The organism is Nitratireductor sp. GZWM139 (assembly GCF_030068685.1).
Lineage (GTDB): Bacteria > Pseudomonadota > Alphaproteobacteria > Rhizobiales > Rhizobiaceae > Nitratireductor > Nitratireductor aquimarinus.
Genome location: NZ_JAMQML010000008.1, coordinates 177,420 through 200,722 on the forward strand (window position 1 = coordinate 177,420; position 23,303 = coordinate 200,722).

The 23,303-nt window shown below is 62.6% G+C and carries 25 protein-coding genes; 16 read left to right on the forward strand and 9 right to left on the reverse strand.

What is annotated here, in order from left to right; genetic code table 11:
- Positions 1-102 precede the first annotated feature (102 nt).
- From NDI72_RS12085 to NDI72_RS12100, 4 genes are all read left to right on the forward strand, one after another.
- Positions 103-2,004, forward strand: coding sequence for a propionyl-CoA synthetase (locus NDI72_RS12085; RefSeq protein WP_283800573.1), 1,902 nt, complete (start codon positions 103-105; stop codon positions 2,002-2,004).
- A gap of 70 nt (positions 2,005-2,074) precedes the next feature.
- The gene (locus tag NDI72_RS12090; protein WP_113153494.1) at positions 2,075-2,869 is read left to right on the forward strand and encodes an SDR family NAD(P)-dependent oxidoreductase; all 795 of its coding nucleotides are present in this window, start codon (positions 2,075-2,077) and stop codon (positions 2,867-2,869) included.
- A gap of 131 nt (positions 2,870-3,000) precedes the next feature.
- On the forward strand, positions 3,001-3,375 hold the full coding sequence (locus NDI72_RS12095) for a VOC family protein (RefSeq protein ID WP_206545664.1): 375 nt from the start codon (positions 3,001-3,003) through the stop codon (positions 3,373-3,375).
- A 12-nt stretch (positions 3,376-3,387) separates the two neighbouring features.
- Complete coding sequence (locus tag NDI72_RS12100; RefSeq protein ID WP_113153496.1) at positions 3,388-4,098, forward strand: helix-turn-helix transcriptional regulator; 711 nt, start codon at positions 3,388-3,390, stop codon at positions 4,096-4,098.
- A 123-nt stretch (positions 4,099-4,221) separates the two neighbouring features.
- Here the strand turns inward: NDI72_RS12100 and NDI72_RS12105 are convergent, their stop codons facing one another.
- Positions 4,222-4,929, reverse strand: a complete 708-nt coding sequence (locus NDI72_RS12105) for a DUF1013 domain-containing protein (protein WP_283800574.1) — start codon at positions 4,927-4,929, stop codon at positions 4,222-4,224.
- 227 nt (positions 4,930-5,156) lie between these two features.
- Here NDI72_RS12105 and NDI72_RS12110 point away from each other — a divergent pair, with 227 nt between their 5' ends.
- Positions 5,157-7,355: an esterase-like activity of phytase family protein gene (locus tag NDI72_RS12110; protein WP_283800575.1), complete on the forward strand. Its 2,199-nt coding sequence runs from the start codon at positions 5,157-5,159 to the stop codon at positions 7,353-7,355.
- Positions 7,356-7,502: 147 nt separating this feature from the next.
- Here NDI72_RS12110 and NDI72_RS12115 read toward each other — a convergent pair whose 3' ends face one another.
- A complete protein-coding gene (locus NDI72_RS12115) occupies positions 7,503-8,483 on the reverse strand; it encodes an NAD(P)H-quinone oxidoreductase (RefSeq protein ID WP_206545758.1) in 981 nt (326 codons plus the stop codon).
- A gap of 149 nt (positions 8,484-8,632) precedes the next feature.
- Here NDI72_RS12115 and NDI72_RS12120 point away from each other — a divergent pair, with 149 nt between their 5' ends.
- A complete protein-coding gene (locus NDI72_RS12120; RefSeq protein ID WP_113153498.1) occupies positions 8,633-8,827 on the forward strand; it encodes a DUF1192 domain-containing protein in 195 nt (64 codons plus the stop codon).
- Positions 8,828-9,041: 214 nt separating this feature from the next.
- Entirely contained in the window at positions 9,042-10,316 is a 1,275-nt protein-coding gene (locus NDI72_RS12125) for an MFS transporter (protein ID WP_206548023.1), read from the forward strand.
- Between the two features lie 370 nt (positions 10,317-10,686).
- Here NDI72_RS12125 and NDI72_RS12130 read toward each other — a convergent pair whose 3' ends face one another.
- On the reverse strand, positions 10,687-10,866 hold the full coding sequence (locus NDI72_RS12130) for a YdcH family protein (RefSeq protein WP_113153500.1): 180 nt from the start codon (positions 10,864-10,866) through the stop codon (positions 10,687-10,689).
- A gap of 227 nt (positions 10,867-11,093) precedes the next feature.
- Between NDI72_RS12130 and NDI72_RS12135 the strand changes: the two genes are divergently transcribed.
- From NDI72_RS12135 to NDI72_RS12145, 3 genes are all read left to right on the forward strand, one after another.
- Positions 11,094-11,318 (forward strand): YdcH family protein, encoded by a 225-nt coding sequence (locus NDI72_RS12135; protein WP_222474041.1) that lies wholly within the window; start codon positions 11,094-11,096, stop codon positions 11,316-11,318.
- 110 nt (positions 11,319-11,428) lie between these two features.
- Positions 11,429-11,920 carry a 5-(carboxyamino)imidazole ribonucleotide mutase gene (gene purE, locus NDI72_RS12140; RefSeq protein ID WP_113153501.1) on the forward strand — a complete coding sequence of 164 codons (492 nt, stop codon included), beginning with the start codon at positions 11,429-11,431 and terminating at the stop codon, positions 11,918-11,920.
- A 2-nt stretch (positions 11,921-11,922) separates the two neighbouring features.
- Positions 11,923-13,002 (forward strand): 5-(carboxyamino)imidazole ribonucleotide synthase, encoded by a 1,080-nt coding sequence (locus NDI72_RS12145; RefSeq protein ID WP_206545660.1) that lies wholly within the window; start codon positions 11,923-11,925, stop codon positions 13,000-13,002.
- On the opposite strand, the gene NDI72_RS12150 is transcribed toward NDI72_RS12145, so the two are convergent.
- Positions 12,989-13,402, reverse strand: coding sequence for a lysozyme inhibitor LprI family protein (locus NDI72_RS12150; protein ID WP_283800576.1), 414 nt, complete (start codon positions 13,400-13,402; stop codon positions 12,989-12,991). The two genes, NDI72_RS12145 and NDI72_RS12150, sit on opposite strands and share 14 nt — an antisense overlap.
- Before the next feature lie 193 nt (positions 13,403-13,595).
- Here NDI72_RS12150 and ykgO point away from each other — a divergent pair, with 193 nt between their 5' ends.
- Positions 13,596-13,721, forward strand: a complete 126-nt coding sequence (gene ykgO, locus NDI72_RS12155; RefSeq protein WP_007008283.1) for a type B 50S ribosomal protein L36 — start codon at positions 13,596-13,598, stop codon at positions 13,719-13,721.
- 70 nt (positions 13,722-13,791) lie between these two features.
- Positions 13,792-14,385, forward strand: coding sequence for a tetratricopeptide repeat protein (locus NDI72_RS12160; protein WP_206545658.1), 594 nt, complete (start codon positions 13,792-13,794; stop codon positions 14,383-14,385).
- A gap of 221 nt (positions 14,386-14,606) precedes the next feature.
- Here the strand turns inward: NDI72_RS12160 and pyk are convergent, their stop codons facing one another.
- Complete coding sequence (pyk, locus tag NDI72_RS12165) at positions 14,607-16,043, reverse strand: pyruvate kinase (protein WP_113153504.1); 1,437 nt, start codon at positions 16,041-16,043, stop codon at positions 14,607-14,609.
- The gene (locus NDI72_RS12170) at positions 16,040-16,552 is read right to left on the reverse strand and encodes a DUF1036 domain-containing protein (RefSeq protein ID WP_113156077.1); all 513 of its coding nucleotides are present in this window, start codon (positions 16,550-16,552) and stop codon (positions 16,040-16,042) included. The genes pyk and NDI72_RS12170 overlap by 4 nt, the downstream gene beginning before the upstream one ends.
- 164 nt (positions 16,553-16,716) lie before the next feature.
- Here NDI72_RS12170 and NDI72_RS12175 point away from each other — a divergent pair, with 164 nt between their 5' ends.
- The 3 genes from NDI72_RS12175 to NDI72_RS12185 all read left to right on the forward strand — a co-directional run bounded on the left by NDI72_RS12175 (position 16,717) and on the right by NDI72_RS12185 (position 18,246).
- Positions 16,717-17,526: an N-formylglutamate amidohydrolase gene (locus NDI72_RS12175; protein ID WP_113156078.1), complete on the forward strand. Its 810-nt coding sequence runs from the start codon at positions 16,717-16,719 to the stop codon at positions 17,524-17,526.
- 11 nt (positions 17,527-17,537) lie between these two features.
- Complete coding sequence (locus NDI72_RS12180; protein WP_206553252.1) at positions 17,538-17,846, forward strand: DUF1244 domain-containing protein; 309 nt, start codon at positions 17,538-17,540, stop codon at positions 17,844-17,846.
- Between the two features lie 136 nt (positions 17,847-17,982).
- On the forward strand, positions 17,983-18,246 hold the full coding sequence (locus NDI72_RS12185) for a DUF2312 domain-containing protein (protein ID WP_113153506.1): 264 nt from the start codon (positions 17,983-17,985) through the stop codon (positions 18,244-18,246).
- An 81-nt stretch (positions 18,247-18,327) separates the two neighbouring features.
- Here the strand turns inward: NDI72_RS12185 and amaB are convergent, their stop codons facing one another.
- The 3 genes from amaB to NDI72_RS12205 form a co-directional block, all read right to left on the reverse strand.
- Entirely contained in the window at positions 18,328-19,842 is a 1,515-nt protein-coding gene (gene amaB, locus NDI72_RS12190) for an L-piperidine-6-carboxylate dehydrogenase (protein WP_206545655.1), read from the reverse strand.
- A gap of 227 nt (positions 19,843-20,069) precedes the next feature.
- Positions 20,070-20,963 carry a LysR substrate-binding domain-containing protein gene (locus NDI72_RS12195; protein WP_113156079.1) on the reverse strand — a complete coding sequence of 298 codons (894 nt, stop codon included), beginning with the start codon at positions 20,961-20,963 and terminating at the stop codon, positions 20,070-20,072.
- Between the two features lie 386 nt (positions 20,964-21,349).
- Complete coding sequence (locus NDI72_RS12205) at positions 21,350-22,318, reverse strand: sugar-binding transcriptional regulator (protein WP_283800577.1); 969 nt, start codon at positions 22,316-22,318, stop codon at positions 21,350-21,352.
- Between the two features lie 215 nt (positions 22,319-22,533).
- Here NDI72_RS12205 and NDI72_RS12210 point away from each other — a divergent pair, with 215 nt between their 5' ends.
- A complete protein-coding gene (locus NDI72_RS12210) occupies positions 22,534-23,271 on the forward strand; it encodes a hypothetical protein (RefSeq protein WP_283800578.1) in 738 nt (245 codons plus the stop codon).
- Positions 23,272-23,303 lie beyond the last annotated feature (32 nt).

Here is a 23,303-nt window from a genome sequence, read left to right on the forward strand (position 1 = left end):
CCTGTCAAAACCATCGCCTTCACCGCAAGTCTGATTTACCTTTCCGCCAACGATCCGCTATCGTCGGGCGAGATCAGGCTCAAACCGCAGGGAGGAGGCGGGGTGATGTCGCGCTATCACGAGGTTTACCGGAGCTGGCAGCAGGATCCGGAGCGTTTCTGGGCGGAGGCTGCCGCCGAAATCGACTGGTACAGCCCCTGGGACAGGGTTTTCGACGCGGAGGCCGGCGTTTACGGTCGCTGGTTCCCCGGCGCGACCTGCAACACGTGTTTCAATGCGGTGGACCGGCATGTCGAGGGCGGGCGAAAGGACCAGCCCGCCCTCGTCTATGACAGCCCGATCAGTGGCCGCAAGAAGAGCTTCACCTATGGCGAGTTGAAGGACGAGGTAACGGCGCTGGCCGCCGTGCTGAGGGATTTCGGCGTCGGCAAGGGCGACCGCGTGGTCATCTACATGCCCATGGTGCCGGAAGCGGTGTTCGCCATGCTGGCCTGCGCGCGCATCGGGGCCGTTCATTCGGTCGTGTTTGGCGGGTTCGCCGCCCGCGAGCTTGCCGCGCGCATCGATGATGCGGCTCCGCGCGCGATCATCTCGGCCTCGTGCGGACTGGAGCCCGGCCGCATCGTGCCCTACAAGCCGCTGCTCGACGAGGCGATCCGCCTCTCCTCCGCCAAGCCCGAGAACTGCCTGATCCTGCAGCGCGAGGAACAGGGCTGCGACCTGGTGCAGGGACGCGATCATGACTATGTGCGGATGGTGCAGGCGGCGCGTGCTGCCGGTCTTGCCGTGCCGTGCGAGCCGGTGCTCGCCACCGATCCGCTCTACATTCTCTACACGTCTGGAACGACGGGACGCCCCAAGGGCGTGGTGCGCGACAATGGCGGGCACATGGTGCGGCTCAAATGGTCGATGTTCAACGAGTTCGGCATCGAGCCGGGCGAGACGTTCTGGGCGGCGTCGGATGTGGGCTGGGTGGTGGGCCATTCCTACATCGTCTATGCGCCGCTGTTACACGGTTGCACGACGGTTCTGTTCGAGGGCAAGCCGGTGGGCACGCCCGATGCCGGCGTTTTCTGGCGGGTGATTGCCGAACACGGCGTGGCGGCACTCTTTACCGCGCCGACGGCGTTTCGCGCGATCCGCACGGCGGACCCGGATGCGGAGATGATGGCCGGACACGACCTCTCCCGCTTCCGCACGCTCTTTCTGGCCGGTGAACGGGCCGACCCCGACACGGTGAAATGGGCGGAGAAGACGCTGGGCGTTCCCGTGATCGATCACTGGTGGCAGACGGAGACGGGTGCGCCAATCAGTCAGGACCCCGTCGGGCTTGGCATGCTGCCGGTGAAGTATGGCTCACCCGGCGTGCCGATGCCGGGCTATGACGTTCAGGTTCTGGACGATGCGGGACACCCCGTGCCGGCGGGCACGCTCGGCAATGTGGTGGTGAAGCTGCCGCTGCCGCCCGGCGCACTGCCGACGCTTTGGAACGACGACAAGCGGTTTCGCGAGGCCTATCTCAGCGAGTTTCCGGGTTACTACAAGACGGCGGACGCCGGCATGCTGGATGAGGACGGGTATCTCTTCATCATGGCGCGCACGGACGACATCATCAATGTGGCGGGACACCGGCTTTCAACCGGCGGCATGGAGGAAGTGGTGGCCGAGCACCCCGCCGTTGCCGAATGCGCGGTGATCGGCATTGCTGACCAGCTCAAGGGTCAGGTGCCCTGCGGCTTCGTGGTGCTGCACGGCAGGGCCGGGGCGGACATGAGCACGGTGGAGCGCGAGCTGGTGGCGATGGTGCGCGAGCGCATCGGGCCGGTTGCGGCGTTCAAGAAGGTGGTGCCGGTGAAGCGGCTGCCCAAGACACGCTCGGGCAAGATCCTGCGCGCCACCATGCAGAAGATCGCCGACCATCAGGAATGGGCGATGCCGGCCACTATCGACGATCCGGCGATCCTCGATGAAATCAGCGAGGCGCTGGACAAGTCCGGGAAGTGACGGGCGCTGCCCTTGACCTTGCCGTGCCCCCGGCGCAGGGTCCGGCCGATTTTTGGCATAAGGATTCAACATGGCACTGGACGGCAAGACAGCAATCGTAACGGGCGGCGCGAGCGGCATTGGCTATGCAATCGCCGAGCGGTTTCTGCGCCACGGCGTCAAGGTCGTGATCGCCGATGTGGATGGCGAAAAGGGTGCGCAGGCGCTTTCCGATCTGGAAAAACTGGGCGATGCGCGCTTCGTGAAGGCGGATGTGAGCAAGCGGCTGGACGTGCACAACATGCTGGCGGAAACCATCGACGCCTTCGGCGACGTGGACATTCTCGTCAACAATGCCGGCATCGTGCATGCGTCGGACTTTCTCGACCTGAGCGAAGAGGATTTCAGCCGCGTTCTCGACATCAATCTGAAGGGTTCCTTCCTCGCGGGGCAGGCCGTGGCCCGCTTCATGGTCGAGAAAGTGCAGAATGGCGGTGCGCCGGGCACGATCATCAACATGTCGTCGATCAACGCCGTTCTCGCGATCCCCGAGCAGATCGCCTATTCGGTTTCCAAGGGTGGCGTGAACCAGCTCACCCGCGTCATGGCGCTGGCGCTCGCGCCCTATGGCATTCGCGTCAACGCGATCGGGCCGGGCTCGATCATGACCGAGATGCTGGCCAAGGTGAACAGCGACCAGGCGGCGCGCAACCGCATGCTCTCGCGCACGCCGCTCGGCCGCGCCGGCGAGCCAGGCGAGATCGCCTCGGTGGCAACCTTCCTGGCCGATGACGATGCAAGCTATGTGACGGGACAGACGATCTACGCCGATGGCGGACGCCTGCCGCTGAACTACACGGTGGAAGTGAAGCCGGATATCTCCTGACAAAACGGCGTCAGCACCGGTCGGCGATGATGCCCTGCCCTTTTTTCTGCGCAGCGTAACGGCCCTCCTGACAGTGTGTTGTCAGGAGGGCTGTGTCATTCTGCAGGCATTGAAAATGGAGGGTTACCCAAGTGTCTGCCACTTTGCCGTTGCATGCTGTCGTCTGGGCGGAAATTCCGGTCACCGACCTGGACCGGGCGCGCGCTTTCTATGGCGCTGTCGTTGAAAATGAACTGGCGCTGCAGGAAGACGGGCCGAACCCGTTTGCCGTGTTCGCCTCGAAAGACCCGCAGGAATCCATCTCGGGGCACATCTACCCCGGCAAGCCGGCTCCCGAAGGCACCGGGCCGACCATTCATCTCGCAGTCGCAGCGCCGCTTGAAGACGCCATGAAGCGCGTGACGGACAATGGCGGCAAAGTGGTGTCGCCCATCGTCACTATTCCTGCCGGTCGTTTCGTGTATTGTCTTGATCCCGACGGAAACAGCTTCGGAATTTTTGCGTGAGGAGAACAACGCATGCGCCGTGCTGACCGACTTTTTCAAATCGTCCAGCATTTGCGGGGCGGGCGCCTGGTTACGGCGCGTTTGTTGAGCGAGCGTCTCGAAGTCTCGGAACGCACGATCTATCGCGATATCGCCGACCTGCAATCGACCGGGGTTCCCATCGATGGCGAGGCGGGCGTGGGCTATCTGATGCGGGAGGGGTTCGAGCTCCCCCCGCTCATGTTCACCCGCGACGAGATCGTGGCCCTGGTGGCCGGGGCGCGCATGGTGCGCGCCTTCGGCGGCGCAGCGATGGCGCGTGCCGCCGAAGAAGCGCTCATCAAGATCGGAACCGTGCTGCCGGAACCAGAGCGCGACCGGATTGCAAAAACCGAAATTCACACCCCGCGCTGGGTGGTGAGCGACATGGACCGCCAGACCATCGATGCGCTGGAGCGCGCGGTGGAAACGCGCGACGTGCTTGCCCTCGACTACCGCGACGAGGCAGGCCGGACATCGGAGCGCGATGTGCGGCCTCTGGGCCTGTGGTTCTGGGGAAAGGTCTGGACGCTGGTGGCCTGGTGCGAGCTGCGCGGAGATTTCCGCACCTTTCGCATCGACCGCATTGCGGCGATCAAGCCGGCAGGGCGCGGGTTCCGGCCAGAGCGCGGCAAGCAGCTTGCCGACTTCTACCGCCGCATGGAAATTCATGAAGCCATGATCGGCAGGGCACAGGCCTGCTGAACCGGAAGCTCTTCTGCAACAGGACTTTCTGCCGCCATCACCCGATACGAAAACAGCCTGATACGAGATCAGGCTGCTCTAATTTCTCCCCGGCAATCCGGGGAGATTATCAGGTATCGCGAATCAGGACTGATCGTCCTCATCATCGTCATTGCTTTCGGTGGAACGCATCGACGAGAGCTTTGCGAAGACCGCTTCTGCGTCGAGTTCCTTCTCTTCCGAGGAGGACGAATCCTGCTCGCCGAGCGGCAGATGCTCGGTCTCGGATGCCGGCAGAAGCGTTTCGCCGGTGCTCTCCTGCGGCGGCAGGTAACGGGCAGCGCGCTGCACTTCCAGATCCAGATCGATCTGCGAGCACAGGCCCAGCGTCACCGGGTCCATCGGCACGAGATTGGGCGAGTTCCAGTGGGTGCGCTCGCGAATGGCCTCAATGGTCGACTTGGTGGTGCCGACGAGACGCGAAATCTGCGCGTCCTTGAGCTCCGGATGATTGCGCACCAGCCAGAGAATGGCGTTGGGGCGGTCCTGACGCTTGGAGAGCGGCGTATAACGCGGCCCCTTGCGCTTGGTCTCCGGCACACGCACCTTCGGCTCGGAAAGCCGCAGCCTGTGGTTCGAATTGCGCTCGCCCATGGCGATTTCTTCGCGGGTGAGCTGGCCGGTCATGACCGGGTCCATGCCCTTGATGCCCTGAGCGGCGTCGCCATCGGCAATGGCACCAACCTCAAGCGGATGCAGCTTGCAGAACTCTGCAATCTGATCGAACGTCAGCGCCGTGTTGTCGACCAGCCACACGGCGGTGGCCTTGGGCATGAGAAGCGTGTTGGCCATAGTTCAAGAATCCTCTTCCTTCGCCCGCGTCCCTAGCGCGGGCGGTGGTTATAACCACCGATGTTGGGAAATTTCGTCCGCTTTATAAACTGAAACACCCCCCTTACGCAACAAATTGCGCAGCACCCCGGAACGGGGACGTCACCGAACCGTCATTGATCCGTCATCGGCGTGAAACCAAGCCCTCCGATTGTGCCGCTCCTACGGGACTTGAGGGAGTTTTGAACATGCAACGCAACGCGATCATTCTTGCTCTGCTGGCCAGCACGGCTGTCATCTTACCGGCTCAGGCAGAGATGAATTTCAACCGCATCGCCACTTTTGCAGTGGCCGAGAACCTGCCGGCCGATGCCGACAAGGCGACGGAGACCTCTTCCGAAATCATCGCCCGCAGCGCGGACGGCAAGACGCTGATCTATTCCGACAGCCCGCTGGGCGGCGTCGGCTTCGTCGACATCAGCGATGCAGCCGCGCCGAAAGCCGGCGGCGCTGTGATGCTGGACGGCGAACCCACCTCCGTGGGCGTGGTCGGCCAGAAGGCGATTGCCGCAGTGAACACCTCGAAGAGCTTTACCGAGCCTTCCGGCAATCTGGTGGTGATCGACATGGCGGCGAAGACCGCCGAAGCCTCCTGCGCGCTGGGCGGGCAGCCGGATTCGGTTGCGATCAGCGCCGATGGACGCTTTCTGGCGGTCGCCATCGAGAATGAGCGCGATGAAGACCTGAATGACGGCGTGATTCCGCAGATGCCTGCCGGCGACCTCAAAGTGTTCACGCTCACCGACGGCATGCCCGACTGCGACAGCATGAAAACCGTCTCGCTTGCCGGCCTCGCCGAGATCGCGCCGAGCGACCCGGAGCCGGAATTCGTGGATTTCAACGACGCGGGCGAAATTGTCGTCACGCTTCAGGAAAACAACCACATCGCGGTGGTTTCGGCTGAAAGCGGCGCGGTGGTGAACCATTTCGCCGCCGGCGGCATCGACCTCGAACAGATCGACACGCTGGACAATGGCGCAATCGACTTCGATCAGGCGGCAGCCAATGTGAAACGCGAGCCGGACGCCGTGAAGTGGCTCGACAATGACCGCTTCGTGACCGCCAATGAGGGCGATTATGAAGGCGGATCGCGCAGCTTCACCATCTTCAACAAGACGGGCGAGGTTCTGTTCGACAGCGGCAACGATCTGGAATTCCGCGCCGCAGCCGCCGGCCACTACCCGGACAAGCGCTCCGACGCCAAGGGCACCGAGCCCGAGGGCCTCGAAGTCGCGACCTTCGGCGATCAGCGATACATCTTCGTTGCGCTGGAGCGTGCTTCGCTCATCGCGGTCTACCGCGACACGGGCGGCGCGCCGGAATTCGTGCAGGTGCTGCCGTCGGGCATCGGACCGGAGGGTCTGGTCGCCATTCCCGAGCGCAACCTCCTGGTGACGGCCAATGAGGCGGACCTGATCGAAGACGGCGGCGCACGCTCGCATGTGATGGTCTACGAACTTTCCGAGGGCAAGGCCGCCTACCCGACCATCGAATCCGCCATGGACGAGAACGGCGCACCGTTTGGCTGGGGCGCTCTTTCGGGCCTCGTGGCTGATCCGGAAAAGCCCGGCACGCTCTACGCCGTGTCGGATTCGTTCTACGGCAACCAGCCCGCGATCTTGACCATCGACGCGACGCAGACGCCGGCGCGGATCACGAAAAAGACGGTCGTGACCCGCAATGGCGCGGCTGCCCAGAAGCTCGACCTCGAAGGCATCGCCAATGATGGCAAGGGTGGTTTCTGGCTCGCTTCGGAAGGCCGCACCGACCGCCTGACGCCGCACGCGCTGTTCCGGGTCGATGCAAAGGGCGAGATCAAGCAGGAGATCGCACTTCCCGCCGAACTGCTCGCTGTGGAGCAGCGCTTCGGCATGGAAGGCGTGACCGTGGTTGGCGAAGGCGACGACCAGATGCTGGTGATGGCGATCCAGCGCGAATGGAAAGACGACCCGAAGGGCCAGGTGAAGCTGGTGAGCTACAAGCCTGCCTCCAAGGAATGGGCTGCCGTTCGCTATCCGCTGGATGCGGCGGAAAAGGGCTGGGTCGGCCTTTCCGAAATCACTGCGCATGACGGCAAGCTCTACATCGTGGAGCGCGACAACCAGATCGGCTCGTCGGCGAAGATCAAGAAACTCTACAGCGTGTCGCTGGACGGTTTCGCACCGGCTGCGCTGGATGCAGACCTGCCGCTGGTGGAAAAAACGCTGGAGCGTGACCTGCTGCCGGAGATGAAAGCCGCGACGAATGGCTATGTGGTCGACAAGATCGAGGGCTTCGCCATCGACGCGAACGGCACCGCCTATTTCGTGACCGACAATGACGGGGTGGACGATTCGTCCGGCGAGACCATCTTCGTCAATATGGGCAAGCTCAGCGCGACCCACTGACCTGGATCGTTGTTGCGCAATTCCGGACGGGTAACCGGCTTCAGTTTTTCCCGGAATTGCTCTCGCAAACAAAGCCTCCCAGGGCTGAAGGCCCCGGCATCATCGCCGGGGCCTTCCTGTTTTTTCGAAAGGCGTTTTCGCCGGTGATCAGGACACTTCCAGCACGATTTTGCCGATATGCGACCCCTCTTCCATGCGCTCATGCGCACGCCAGGCCTCGGCCAGCGGGAAGGTCATGTCCATGACCGGGGCGATGCGGCGGGCGGCCAGAAGCGGCCAGACATGCGCTTCCAGCTCTGTTGCGATTATGCCCTTGAAGGCGACAGAACGGGGCCGAAGCGTGGAACCGGTGTGGCTGAGGCGCTTGCGCATGATCTGCGAGAAATCGACCTCTGCCCGCGCCCCCTTGAGGAAGGCGATCTGCACGATGCGTCCATCCATGGCCGCGGCGGTGTAATTGCGCTCGATATAGTCACCACCGATCATGTCGAGGATGACATCCGCGCCATGACCGCCTGTCTCTTCCTTCACGGCCTCGACGAAGTCCTCGTCACGGTAATTGACCGTGCGCACCGCGCCCAGCGACGCGCAGGCGGCGCATTTTTCCGCCGAGCCCGCCGTGGCGATGACCTTCGAGCCAAGGGCTGTCGCCACCTGAATGGCGGTGGTGCCGATGCCGGAGGAGCCGCCATGCACGAGCAGGGTCTCGCCCTCTTTCAGGCCGCCGCGCTGGAACACATTGTGCCAGACGGTGAAGAAGGTTTCGGGGATGGCCGCAGCCTCGGTGAAGCTGAACCCATGGGGCACCGGCAGCGCGTTGGTTTCATGCGTCAGGCAGTATTCGGCATAGCCGCCACCGGGTGTCAGCGCCGTGACACGGTCGCCCACCTGCCAGCGTTTCACCCCCTCGCCCAGCGCGACAACCTCACCGGCGGCCTCGAGGCCCGGCAGATCGGAAGCGCCGGGCGGCGCGGGATAGAGCCCCTTGCGCTGAAACACGTCGGGCCGGTTGATGCCGGCGGCGCGCACCTTGATGAGAATTTCCCCTTCGCCCGGCTTCGGCACATCGCGTTGCTCCGGCTTCAGCACTTTCGGCTCGCCCGGCTCGCTGATCGCCACTGCCGTCATCTTCTCTGGAAGCGCCATATGATTCGTCATGCCCCTGTTGATTTGAAGAACGTCCGACAACACAATCGGCGAGTGATGCACGCGGATCAAGGGCGCGCCTGACAGGATAGCGCATCACCCTGCGGATGGAGGCGATGGGAGAACGCGCAATGGGCATTTTCGACGAGGACGACAAGAAACAGGCGGCCGGCCACCGGATCGGTGAGGACCTGTCGCTGCTCTCCGTAGAGGAACTCAACAAACGGATTGCGCAACTGAAGGAGGAGATCGTGCGGCTCGAACGGGACATTGAAAGCAAGGGTGCAACCAAGAACGCCGCAGAGGCATTGTTCCGACGGGATTAGCCTGGCGCGAAAGGGTCTTCGGATACCGCAATCGTCGCCCTGAACGACGGTTTTGCGATGGCGGCGACGCCGTTATTCGCGCATAGTGTCAAACGCGTGTCTCGAAGACGCCGCCAGTCTCTTCCCCGGCCTTGCTGACGCCATGATTCGATGGCGAAGGCACGGTTGAACGACAACCGGCCAATTCGAACGCTACCCCCTTCGGAACCCGTACATGCTGTCACCTCTCGGCTCTATCATTGCGCTTCTTCTGGGCACCGCATTCCTGCTCACGGGATCGGGCCTTCATGGACTTCTGCTGCCGCTTCGCGGGCAGATGGAAGGCTTCCCGACGGCCTCTCTGGGCGCCTTGGGCGCTGCCTGGGCGGCGGGCTTTGTCGCCGGCTGCTTCATCGCGCCGCGCATCGTGCGCCGCGCCGGCCATGTGCGGGCCTTTGGCGCGTTTGCGGCCTCGGGCGCGATCATTGCGCTTCTGACCGGGATGTGGGTGGACCCGACCGGCTGGGTCATCCTGCGCATCTTCACCGGCTTCACCATGGCCGGCGCATTCATGGTGATCGAAAGCTGGCTGAACGAGAAATCCACCAATGAAAACCGGGGCACCGTTTTCGGCGTCTACATGATGCTGACCTATGCGTCGCTGACCGCCGGACAGATGACGGTGGCGTTTGGCGATGTGTCGAACACGCTCCTGTTCATGACGACCGGCATCCTGTTCTGCATGGCGCTCATTCCCACCGCCGTTTCCAAGGCGGTGAGCCCGCAGCCGCTGGCGCAGGTGACGCTCGACCTCAAGGGGCTTTTCGTGAACTCGCCGGTGGCATTTATCGGCTGCCTCCTTGTGGGCACGGCCAATGGCGCGTGGGGCACGCTGGGCGCGGTCTATGGCGGCGAGATCGGCATCTCAACGCTTCAGATCGCCACGATGATGAGTATTGCCGTTCTGGCCGGGGCCGCACTGCAGCTGCCGGCCGGCCGGCTGTCGGACCGGATCGACCGCCGCTTCGTGATCGCGGGACTGTCGTTCGGTGCTAGCCTTGTGGGGTTCACGATTTTCCTCACCGCACCACGCGACGGCACCTATGTGATCGCGATGACGGCGGTCTATGGCGCTTTTGCCTACACGCTTTATTCGATCATCGTCGCCCATGCGAACGACCACGCTTCGCCGGAAGACTTCGTGAAAGTGGCAAGCGGGCTTCTGTTTCTTTATGGCGGCGGAACCATGCTCGGTCCGCTGGTTGGCGGCGTGCTGATGGAAAGCCTGCGCCCGGAAAGCCTGTTCCTGATCACCGCGCTTTCCCATTTCAGCCTTGCTGGCTATGCGCTGCTGCGCATCACGCGGCGTGCCCCGGTGCCGGTGGACGAGCGCGAAGCGTTCAACGCCCTGCCTTCCGAACGCGCCGTGACGCCGCAGGCTGCGGTGCTCGACCCGCGCAGCGACACGGAGGATGCCGAGAACGGCGAGGCGGAGGCCGCTGTCAAATAGGCGTCATGAAACCCGGTGTAGGGTGAGCGCATCGGCATTCATGTTGCGAATGCCGGATTGCGGTTTCCAGAATGACGAAGCCCCCGCACCCGGATGAGCCGAGACGGAGGCTGAAGGCCCGCAATTGGGCGCATTATCAGGATCACGAATCAGGCGCGAAACGCGCCTGACCGACATTCGCTTTTCGGATTGGTCCGGTTTGGGATTAGTCCGGTGCTCCATCAATGGATCAGACCGCCCCTTGCGCATCCGGATGGACGCGCGGCGATCTGGAGCGCTTTCGCTTTCCATTAAAGCGCAAAACGCTCTCATTCATTGTTTTTGCGCAATTCCAGACGGAAAACCGGTTCCCACTTTTCCTGGGATTGCTCTAATGACGGGTCGCACCTGCCATGATCTTTTCCATCTCGTCCTTGATGGCCAGCTTGCGCCGTTTGAGTTGAGCAATGTCGAGCTCATCGACTGAAGGATGGAGCTTGGCGCTGTCGAGCTCCCGCTCCAGTTCGCCGTGTTTACGCTTCAACTCTGCAAGATGGGATTCAAGAGACATGATTGGGTTCTCCTTTGTTTCCTCGAGAACTCACCGGCCCCTCACCCGCCCGCGGGAACCGGCGATCCAGACAGTGTGCCACCTGAAATGTGGCTTGTCGAACACAGTCTGGTAGCATTTCCTGTAATGCTGAAATGTGCTATAAGCGCGGCCGCTGACGGGCCTGCCTCGACAGCTTTGATCGGCTGCAGATCCGCCCGCCGGATTCAGGCCAGAATCTTGCATATGTGGATCAGCTGACTGTGGTGACATCAGAACAGGAACAGGCGGAAATTCGTCTCGAATTCGCCCGCCTCAAACAGGATCACGCGGATTTCGACGCCGCGATCAACGCAATGATCGCTACGGGCTGCGACCCGCTTCGCATTCAGCGCATGAAAAAGAAAAAGCTGGCGCTCAAGGACCGGCTTCAGGAACTGGAAGACAACATCATCCCTGACATCATTGCGTGACTTGCCTGAATTGCCTGATTTCCTGTCGAATTCGACATCAGGCGGGCGCACGAGGTTGCGGGGAGAGACAGTTTTGACTACAGGCTGTTTTTTGATTGCGAGGGGGCTTGATGGCTGAGCGGACCGCCCGAGTGGCGATAATCATGGGAAGCCAATCCGACTGGGCGACAATGCGCCACGCCGCAGACACGCTGGATGCGCTGGGTGTGGAATATGAAGCGCGGATCGTTTCCGCCCACCGCACGCCTGAACGTCTCTACGACTTTGCCAGGAATGCCCGCGACGAGGGCTTTCAGACCATCATCGCCGGCGCCGGCGGCGCGGCCCATCTGCCGGGCATGACGGCCGCCATGACGCCGCTGCCCGTTTTCGGCGTGCCGGTGGAATCCAAGGCGCTTTCGGGGCAGGATTCGCTTCTCTCCATCGTGCAGATGCCCGCCGGCGTGCCGGTTGGAACGCTGGCCATCGGACGCGCCGGCGCGATCAACGCCGCGCTTCTTTCGGCCTCGGTTCTGGCGCTCTCCGACGAAGACCTTGCCGACCGTCTCGATGACTGGCGCGCAGCACAGACGGCACAGGTGGCCGAATATCCGGTAGATTGATCATGAAGGCTCCACTTCCCCAGGGCGCAACCATCGGGATTCTCGGTGGCGGGCAGCTTGGCCGCATGCTTGCCATGGCGGCAGCGAAACTCGGCTACCGCACCATCATTCTCGACCCCGCGGAAAACAGCCCTGCGGCACAGGTGGCCAACGCCTTCATTCATGCGCCCTATGACGACGCCAGCGCCCTGCGCCGGCTCTGCGCGCAATGCGACGTCATCACCTATGAATTCGAGAACGTGCCAGTGGCGACTGCCGCAACGCTGAGCGAACAGCTGTCAGTGTTCCCGCCGCCCGAGGCGCTGGAAACGGCGCAGGATCGCCTCGCGGAGAAGATTTTCCTGAACGCGGCAGGCATCTCGACGGCGCCGTTCGTCTCCGTGGACAGCGATGACGACCTGGCGCGGGGCCTTGAGGGCTTTTCCGGCAGCGGCGTGCTCAAAACCCGGCGTCTGGGCTATGACGGCAAGGGACAGCGCGTGTTTCGCGACGCCACGGCCGCAGATTGCGAAGGCGTGTTTGCCGAGATGGGCGGCGTTCCGCTGATCCTCGAGGCGCTGATCCCCTTCCAGCAGGAAATCTCGGTGATCGCGGCGCGTTCGGTGGACGGGCATATCGCCACCTATGAGCCGGCCCACAACGAACATCGCGACGGCATTCTGCACCGCTCTACTGTCCCGGCCGAAATCGCCCCTCAGACGCGGGCGGCCGCCACGCAGGCAGCCACGGACATTCTCACCTCCCTGCAATATGTGGGGGTTCTGGGCGTCGAGTTCTTCGTGCTCGACAATGGCAAGGTGCTGGTCAACGAAATCGCGCCGCGCGTGCATAATTCGGGACACTGGACCGAGGCGGCCTGCACGGTTTCGCAGTTTGAACAGCACATTCGCGCCGTGGCGGGCCTGCCGCTGGGCGACCCGAGGCACCACTCGGACTGCGTGATGGAAAACCTGATCGGTGACGAGGTTCTGCGCGCAACGGAACTGCTCGCAGAACCCGATCTGATGCTCCACCTCTATGGCAAGACGGACATAAGGCCCGGCCGCAAGATGGGGCACTTCACGCGCCTTACAGGCAGTTGAGATCGCCTTCCTGACAGTCCACCAGATCTTCCAGCTGATCTGAACGGTCTTCGGTCAGGTCTTCAAGGCACTGGGCGCGGATCATCGGCTCGATGGACCCGCCGCGCACGCCCAGCGTGGCCAGATCGCATTCAGCATCGCGAAACGCGATCCAGGCGCGCTGCGCATCGCGCAGAAGCGTGCGCGCTTCCTCATTGCTCTCGTAACGCTTCATGGCGTCGCCATAGCGCGCATTGAGCTTCTTGTCGGCGGCTTGATAGGACTTGCCTGCGCACTGGGTCATGTCGGCCTGCGTCTGCGCATCGTCGCAGTCGAGTTCATCTGCATGAAGGGGAGCGGACGAGGCGAAGAGCAAAAATGCGAATGCTGCAAACGGATACCGGAAATTGCGATATGACATATGAATCTCCATAAAGCTGTGGTCATCAAAAAATCGGGCTGCCTGCAACGTGGAATCGCCGGATTCACCCTCGACAACCCGCCGAAAGGTTGACACAGGCAAGCTTCGTCGTCTATGAGCCCATCGACTTGTGGCGCGCCGGGACAGCGCGCCTTCTCATTTCGGGCCCAACGGCCAACCACGGACAAGAACGATGAAGATCAAAAATTCGCTCAAAGCGCTGAAGACCCGTCACCGCGAAAACCGCATGGTCCGTCGCAAGGGACGCATTTACATCATCAACAAGTCCAACCCGCGCTTCAAGGCACGGCAGGGCTGATCCGCCTGTTCGGGCGGTCTTCACGCGAAATTCAGTTTTCCTTTGGCTGTGCCGCGCCTATGATTGCGGCATGGTCCGATTCACTGTAGCCATTGCCGCCATTTTCATGATGGGTCTGCCGCCTCTTCAGGCGGCCGATGGCAATGAGCCTGTGACCGGCGTTGAAGCGCCGGCGACAGACAGGCAGACGCGACTCAACGCGCTTTTCTCCGACCTCAAAAAAGAAACAAACGAACGGGCCGCACGCCGGATTGCCCTGCGCATTGGCGAAGCCTGGAGCGATTCGGGCAGCGATACCGCCAACCTGCTGATGCAGTGGGCGAATGACGCCGTCAAAGCGCAGGATTTCTCCGTTGCGCTGGATTTTCTCGATCAGGTGACCGTGCTCTTTCCCGATTATGCGGAGGGCTGGAACCGGCGCGCGACGGTGCATTACATGATGAACGACTATGCCCGCTCCATGACGGACATATCGCATGCGCTGGAGCTGGAGCCCCGCCATTTCGGCGCGCTGGCCGGCATGGCGCGCATTCTGCAGGCCACGGGACACGAGCAGCAGGCGCTGACGGCCTATGAGCAGGTTCTGGACGTCTACCCCATGCTGAGAAGCGCACAGAACGCCGTGGCGGAGATTTCCGACGAGCTGGACGGCCAGGGCATCTGACGCGCTCTGTGGCGCGCCCTCGCCCAAGAAACGGCCCCTACGTTTTTCTACCGGCGCATAAAAAAGCCCGACGGGGAAACCCGCCGGGCCGTATTCTTCGTGCCAAGGAGCTGAGCGGGGCAGAGCATTTTCGCTTTTCGTTGAAACGCGAAAACGCCCTAACTCAATATTTCTACGCAATTCCGGACGGAAAACCGGTTCCCACTTTTCCTGGAATTGCTTTAGATCCCGCCCAGACCGTCCGAGCCGATATAGGCAATGCGCAGCATGTTGGTGGCGCCGGGGGTTCCCAGCGGCACACCGGCCGTGACAATCACGCGATTGCCGGGCTTTGCAAAACCTTCCTCATACGCGATGCGGCAGGCGCGGTTGACCATGTCGTCCAGATCCGCCGCATCCTCGGTGACCACGCAATGCGTGCCCCAGACGAGCGACAGACGGCGCGCCGTCTGCACAACCGGGGAAAGCGCGATGATCGGCACCTGCGGGCGCTCGCGCGCAGCGCGCAGGCCCGTGGTGCCCGACGAGGTGTAGGAGATGATCGCCGAGAGATTGAGCGTTTCGGCAATCTGGCGTGCGGCCATGGAAATGGCGTCTGCGCCCGTGGGCTCCGGCTCGCTGCGCTGACCGTTGATGATGGTCGGATAGGTCGGGTCCTGCTCCACCTTGGTCGCGATGGAGCTCATGGTCGAAACGGCTTCGACCGGATAGTCACCGGCGGCCGATTCTGCCGAAAGCATGACCGCATCCGCGCCCTCGAACACCGCCGTGGCGACGTCGGAGACTTCCGCGCGGGTGGGCACGGGAGCGGAGATCATCGATTCGAGCATCTGGGTGGCAACAACCACCGGCTTGCCGGCACGGCGACAGGCGCGGGTGATCTGCTTCTGGATGCCGGGAACGGCCTCCAGCGGCATTTCCACGCCCAGATCGCCACGCGCCACCATGAGCGCGTCGGACAGCTCGATGATCTCGGCCAGACGCTTGACGGCCTGCGGCTTCTCGATCTTGGCAAGCAGGGAGGCGCGGCCGCGCGCGACCTTGCGCACCTCGGCCAGATCCTCCGGACGCTGGATGAAGGACAGCGCGATCCAGTCGACATCGGCGGAAAGCACCGCGTCGAGATCCTTGCGGTCCTTGTCGGTCAGTGCGCCCATGGGCAGATCGGTGTCGGGCAGGCTGACGCCCTTGCGATCGGAAATCTTGTTGCCGGCGACCACTTCACAGGTGATCGACTTGCCGTCGTTTTTCAGCGCCTTGAGCTGAAGACGGCCATCGTCGATCAGCAGGCGATGGCCCGGCTCCACCGATTTCAGGATTTCGGGATGCGGAAGGTGCGCCCGCTTTTCGTCACCCGGCTCGGGATTGTCATCGAGCGTGAATTTCTGCCCGACGGAAAGCTCGACGCTCTTGTTGGCGAATGTGCCAACGCGCAGCTTGGGGCCCTGCAGATCGGCCAGAATGCCGATCGGATGACCGACCTTCTTCTCCACTGCGCGAATGCGCCCGACAAGGGTGCGCATCAGCTCGTGGCTGGCATGGCTCATATTGATGCGGAAGACATCCGCACCGGCTTCAAACAAACGCTGGATCGTCTCCTCTTCGGAAGAGGACGGACCGAGCGTTGCGAGAATCTTGACCTTGCGCTCGCGTCTCATCGGGAAGCACCGGTGTTCGTCAGCGTGTTGTTTTCGGCTGGGCCGTCAGTCAAATCCACCATCCAGTTTTCCTGCTCACGCGTGTCGTACTCCTGGAAACCGGCACGCTGGAAGCCCCGCGCAAAACAATCATTGGTGCCGGCTATCTTGAACTCGGTCAGTGCAACGCACATCTGGACCGATCCCTCCCAGCGGCCACCGCTCGCGGCGTCCTCTGCGTAGAGATAGTAATAGCGCGACTCCAGGGGCCCCTCGATCAGGGTTTTGCAGCTCGATTTCTCGATCCGCCACCAACCCTCGCTCACCCAGCCCGAGCCGGTGCGATAGCCAATGGCCACGCCAACGAGGTTTTGTGTGGAGTTGCAAACACGGAAGTCCGCAAATGCCGGTGTGGGCGCAAGGAATGCGCCTCCCAGTCCGGCAGCGGCGACCAGCAGAAAAGCCCCCCGGCGTTTCGCGCGCGACGCCCGTCGAAGCATTTTTGGTAACCTTGAATTCGACTTGAGCATATTTTCCTTTTCGGCAATGTCCGTGCGCCTGTCAACGCGGCAATGTTTGCCGCGCGTGTTTTCCGTCACAGCCATTGCAGAACGCAGCACATCATGAAAGGAGAAGTCTAGACTGCGATAAGCGCACATTTATGACCTCTCCGCATGTCTTCGGGAACGAATCCATGACTGCCAGCACTTATACATCTCCTTTCGAGATCATTCGTGGCGATTCGGCCCCGGGAGAGAGCATGGGGCTCGTTCTGGTTGCGGATCATGCCAAACGGGACTTGCCCGAGCGTTACGACGCGCTCGGCCTGCCGGAGACGGAATTCGAACGCCACATCGCCTATGACATCGGCGTTGAGGCGGTAACCCGCGCGCTGGCCCGGATCACCGGTGCGCCCGCCGTTCTGTGTGGCTTTTCCAGACTGCTGATCGACCCGAACCGGGGCATCAACGACCCGACACTGATTCGCCAACTCTATGACGGCACGATCATTCCCGGCAATTATCCGCTGAGCCCGGAAGAACGGCGCGACAGGCTCGAACGCTATTACCTGCCCTATCACGATGCGGTGGCAAAGACAGTGGAACAGGCGGCAGACGCGTTTCAGGCGGCCCCGCTGATCATTTCCATGCATTCGTTCACGCCCTTCATGAAGGGGCGTCGGCGACCGTGGGAGGTGGGACTTTTGTGGGACCGCGATGACCGCGCCACGATCCCGCTGATGGAGGCGCTGAAAGCCGGCGGCGACCTGACCGTGGGCGACAATGAGCCCTATGACGGCGCTTATCCCGGCGACACGATGCACCGTCACGCCACGGAGCGGGGCTTTGCCCATGCGCTGATCGAGATCCGGCAGGACCTGATCGGCGATGAGGCAGGCGCAAACGCCTGGGCGGAACGGCTCGCCCCATTGCTTCTAGAGATCAACGCGCGGCCCGAGATGCACGAGGTGAAGCATTTCGGATCGCGCTCGGACCATTCGTGAAGGAGAACGCCATGACCACGCTAAGCGAGGAGAAAAAGCGCGACCTGGAAGCAGCCGCATTCCGTCGCCTGCTCGACCATCTGCGCACCCGCACCGACGTGCAGAACATCGACATGATGAACCTGGCCGGTTTCTGCCGCAATTGCCTGTCCAACTGGTATCGGGACGCCGCCGAGGCGGAGGGCATTGCGCTCTCGAAGGAAGAATCGCGCGAGATCGTCTACGGCATGCCCTATGAGGAGTGGCGTTCGAAATATCAGACCGAGGCGACCGCAGAGCAAAAAGCCGCCTTTGAAGAGAACCGCCCGAAGGACCACTGAGCGGCGCAACACCATGGCAGGAGCGGCGCGGGCCGCAACGCAAATGCCTTGACCACCGGGCGTAGCTGGGGCATCGAACCTGCCACGCCTCAACGCCCCGAGTCGCGGGCTTTAGAACAATCGACCGGAGTTTCGCATGTCCGACGACATCACCACCGAAACCGCAGATACCGTTGCCGCTGGCCAGCTTCGCGCCTTTATAGAGCGTGTCGAGCGCCTCGAAGAAGACAAGAAGACGGTTTCGGAAGACATCAAGGAAGTCTACGCCGAGATGAAGGCCAATGGTTTCGACACCAAGGCCGTGCGCAGCATAGTGCGCCTGCGCAAGAAGGATCAGGCGGAGCGCCAGGAAGAAGAGGCGATGATCGACCTCTACAAGGCCGCGCTCGGCATGGAATGATTTCGGCCACAGGCCGGACATGAAAAAGGGCGGCTCCAGGCCGCCCTTTCTTTTTGCCTGCAGTTATCTGCGGCAGATGCCCTATTCGATGTCGAAGGAGACACCCTGCGCGAGCGGCAGCTCCTTGGAATAGTTCACCGTGTTGGTGGCGCGGCGCATATAAGCCTTCCACGCATCGGAACCGGATTCACGGCCACCGCCGGTTTCCTTTTCGCCGCCGAACGCGCCGCCGATCTCCGCACCGGAAGTGCCGATATTGACGTTGGCGATGCCGCAGTCGGAACCGCGTGCACTGAGAAATTCCTCGGCCTCGCGCATATCGGTGGTGAACACGCAGGACGACAGGCCCGCACCAACCGCGTTGTGAAGCTCAAGCGCGTCATCGAAGTCGCTGTACTTCATCACGTAGAGGATGGGGGCGAAGGTTTCTTCCAGAACGACGCCGGCCTGTTCCGGCATCTCGACCAGGGCCGGATGCGCGTAATAGGCGTCTGCATCGCCGCTGTCGAAACGCTGGCCGCCGACAACCTTGCCGCCGAGCTTCTTCGCTTCTTCAATCGCGTTCTGCATATTGTCGAAAGCGCCCTTGTCGACCAGCGGGCCGACCAGCGCATCCGTGGTGAGCGGGCTGCCGACGGAGACCGATTCGTAGGCCTTGCGCAGGCGCGGCAGCAGCGCGTCATAAACGGATTCGTGCACGAACAGGCGGCGCAGCGTGGTGCAGCGCTGACCGGCGGTGCCCATGGCGCCGAAGGCGATGGCGCGCAGCGCCATGTCGAGATCGGCCGAGGGGCAGACGATGCCGGCATTGTTGCCGCCGAGTTCCAGAACCGCACGGGCGAAACGCTTCGCCAGACGCGGGCCGACTTCGCGGCCCATGCGGGTGGAGCCGGTGGCGGAGACCAGCGGCACTTTCGGATGGTCGACCATGACCTCGCCAACGGCGCGGTCGCCGATGATGACGGTGAGCAGGTCCGCCGGCGCATCATCGCCAAAGCGGGCAACGGCGCGCTTGAAGATCGCCTCGCAGGCGAGCGCCGTCAGCGGCGTTTTCTCGGAGGGTTTCCACACCACGCTGTCGCCGCAGACCAGCGCCAGCGCCGAGTTCCACGACCAGACGGCGACGGGGAAGTTGAAAGCGGAGATGACGCCGACAACGCCGAGCGGGTGCCAGGTTTCCATCATGCGGTGGCCGGGGCGCTCGGTGGCGATGGTGAGGCCATAGAGCTGGCGCGAGAGACCGACGGCGAAATCGCAGATGTCGATCATCTCCTGAACTTCGCCGAGACCCTCGGAGCGAATCTTGCCGACCTCGATGGAGACGAGGCGACCGAGATCGTCCTTGGAGGCGCGCAGCTCTTCGCCAAGCAGGCGCACGAGTTCGCCACGGCGCGGACCCGGCACATTGCGCCAGGCCTTGAAAGCGGCATGCGCGCGCTCAATGGCTGCCCCGGTATCAGCAGCCGAGATGGACGTGACGGCGGCGATTTCCTCGCCCGTGACCGGCGTGCGCACGGTCAGGTCGCCACCGGCAATCGCCTTCTCATCAACGCCGAGGCGCTTGAGGAGTTCGGTTGTTTCGTTCTTGACGTTCATGGGTGCTTCGCTCCCTCGATTATCTTTCTGTATTCATGCGGGCGTCAGGCGATGCCACCTGACTGCAAAATGCTCTGAAAGCCGCGCGGCCGGACGAGCCTCTGGCGGGAATGTAGGAAGACCGGGCGGTCATTGGAAATGGAAATTCGGACTGTATTCATGATGGACGGTCATGCTTTCCCCGCCAATCGGTGCCGGAAAGGCACAAGACCCCCGTCACGGCAGGTTCAGACCTGCGCGACGATCCACGCCACGAAGGCGTCTGCCGAGGGGTTTTCCACGCCAAGCGGCTGAACCAGAAAATAGGCGTTCTGGGTGGCGAGCGACGTATCTCCGATCTGCACAAGAACGCCGGAGCGCAGCTCCTCCTCGATCAGATAGGCAGGCACCAGACCGGCTCCGAGCCCGGCGGTTGCGCCTGCAATGACCATGGTGAACTGGTCGAACTGCTTTCCTGGAAGCGCCGGCACATCGCCGACACCGGCCTCGCGCATCCAGTCAGCCCACGCGCCTGGGCGGCTCTGGAGATGAAGGAGCGGGGCGTCAAGCAGGTTCTCGGGAGCCTTGACGCCGTGTTTCTCAACAAAGGCCGGCGATGCGACGGCGATCATCGCCTCGTCGCACAGCTTGGTGAGGCGGGCGTCCGGCCAGTTGTCGCGGCCGAAATGGATCGCCACGTCGAAACGCTCATGGGCGAGATCGAACGGATTGATGCGCGCCATGAGATTGATGCCGATGCCCGGATGCGCCTTTTCGAATTCCGGCAGGCGCGGGATCAGCCAGCGGCTGGCGAAGGTGGGCAGGCTGGCGACATTGAGCGTTGCACCCGCCATGCCCGCAGCGATGGCGCGATGCAGGGTCTGCGTGATGCGGTGCAGATCGTCTTCCAGCGCATCGGCAAGGTTCTTGCCGGCCGGGGTGAGCACGACGCGCCGGCCCACACGCCGGAACAGGCTGAAGCCGAGTGCCGATTCCATGTCGCGGATGTGACGGCTGACGGCGCTCTGCGTGAGGTTGAGCTCTTCGGCGGCCAGCGTGAAACTCTGGTGCCGCGCGGCAGACGCGAAGCTGCGCAAAACGGAGAAGGAAGGCAGAAAACGCCGCGCGAACCTGTCCACCATCGTCGAAAGCATGCCTCCCCTTTGCGCCCTGCACGCGACCCTGTGGTCACAAGGCCCGCACTTGCCGGTGCGTGGCCATTCTGCTCCGGTTCCCCGGAACACGTCAGCTTCTTATAGACGCCTGCCGGGCGAAATCACATAGACGATGCGCATTTCGCACATGCCGGCTAAAGGAGCCGGTGACGAGAGCGTTCGCGCTTATCGTGGAATTGCGAAAACGCTCCAATTTATTGTTTTCTACGCAATTCCGGACGGAAAACCGGTTCCCACTTTTCCTGGAATTGCTTCAGGCCATGGCCAGGATGCTGCGCGCACTCTCTTCATCGGTGATGAAGACCGTCGGCTCAACCAGCTTCATTGCGCCGATCAGCGCGTCGATCTTGTCTTCACCGCCGNCAGGCCATGGCCAGGATGCTGCGCGCACTCTCTTCATCGGTGATGAAGACCGTCGGCTCAACCAGCTTCATTGCGCCGATCAGCGCGTCGATCTTGTCTTCACCGCCGGAGGTTAAGATGCGCATGGGCGCACGGCGCAGGCGATCGACATCGACGGACATGACCCGGTCATTGATCGGGTGGTCAACCAGTTGACCGTCGAGATCGTAGAAATGGTAGAGAATGTCGCCCACCGCGCCCTTTGCTTCGAGGTCAGAGCGCACCTCTTCGGTGAGATAGCCGCCGCGATAGAAGGTGGTGGCGGAAGCGAGCCCGCCGACGGACACGATGACCGCATCGAGCGTATCTGCGAGCGCCAGAATTTCATTCAGGCCGCAGCGCTCGATCAGCGCCGTCTTGGTTTCGACGCTGTCGACAACGGCGGGTGCGGGAATGAGATAGCCATCGCCCTGGAAGGCGCGCGCAAAGCGCCAGGCGAATTCAGCCGGGTTGAAGCGACGGGCAACGCCGACACCGCCGAGAAGCGAGATCACTTTGAAGTCGGCCAGCGGCCGGGCGCGAATGAACGGGAGCGAGCCGAACAGCGTGCGCCCCCAGCCGACGCCCACCGACATGCCAGCCGCCATGACGTCGGACACATAGCTGCCGGTCGCGGCGCTGACGGCGGGAATGGGATCCGCCTCGGGATCGGAGAGCGGCGCGACCACGGCGCGCTCGAGGCCGAAGCGCTGCTCCAGCGCACGTTCGATCCGGGTGATCTCGGCCAGATCGCCCTCAATGGTGATCTTCACCTCATTGCGGGCGCGCGCATCGGCCAGCATGCGCACGACGCTGACACGCCCGATGCCGAGAATCTCGGCGATCTCGTTCTGCGTCTTCTGCTCGACGAAATACATCCAGGCGGCGCGGACACGCAGCCGGTCGGTTTTGCTGGTTACGCCTCCCTTGCGGGAAGTCATTGCAATTTCTCCAGAACTGGTCGTACCGGCGGGCTGATTGTGTACCTTCGCCTTGCTCATATGGCCTTCCTGCGTATTTCCCCGGGGCGGTCACAAGCATGTCGCTTGATTTCCAGAGAGACCAAAACAATGATGTCGCCATCCGGTCAATGGCCGGCGGCAGAAAACTAATTACTTGAGGATAGCATTTTATGCTTCGTGATGCCTCGGAAGACATGGCGATTCATCTTAAGGACCGCCTGCGTGATATCCGCGATTTCCTGCGTGCGCATCGCCACGAAAAGCAGGGCGCGGCTTCGGAAAAGCGCGGTTTTACAGACATCGAGAAGCTTCTGGGGCGGGCCGTCAGCATGGTCGACGACACGCTGACACTGGCCGAAACCGCCTCCCGCACCGTGCTGCCCGGCGGGCAACAGCCCGAACTGGTCATAAGACCGCTGGTCGATTATTTCGGCGCCGACCCGATGGAAGGCGAGCGCGCGTTCCGGCGCCACATGTATCGCGCGGCAAAGGCGCTGGCGGCCACGCTGGAAGACCGCGAGCCCCCGGCCATGCGCGAAACGGCCTTCACCGGAGCGCATGAGACGCTCCGCCAGCGGCAGGGCCATGTGCTGCTGGCGCTGAAGAACGCGAAGACGCCCGAAGCCATAAGGCCGCTTCTGGCGGGTCTGCTTGCGCATCTGCTTCAGGAAATCTGCCGCACCGCGCTGAGCGACCCGGCAATGCCTGCCGCAGCACAGAACGCCGAGACCTGCATCATCGTGTTTGCGCCGGGGCTTCTCGCCTCGGGACTGGCGCTGTTCGACGAAAGCCTTTCCGCATCGGACCTGCTGGACATCGCCACGCTGGCGGTTGCCGCCCGGCGGGAACGGATGGCGCGCAGCCTCGAGGCCGATCAGCCGATTGCCGATCTGACGGCAATCTTCGAAAGCCTGCTCACGCATCTGCCTTAGAGCGCTTCCGCTTTTCGTTGAAGCGCGAAAGC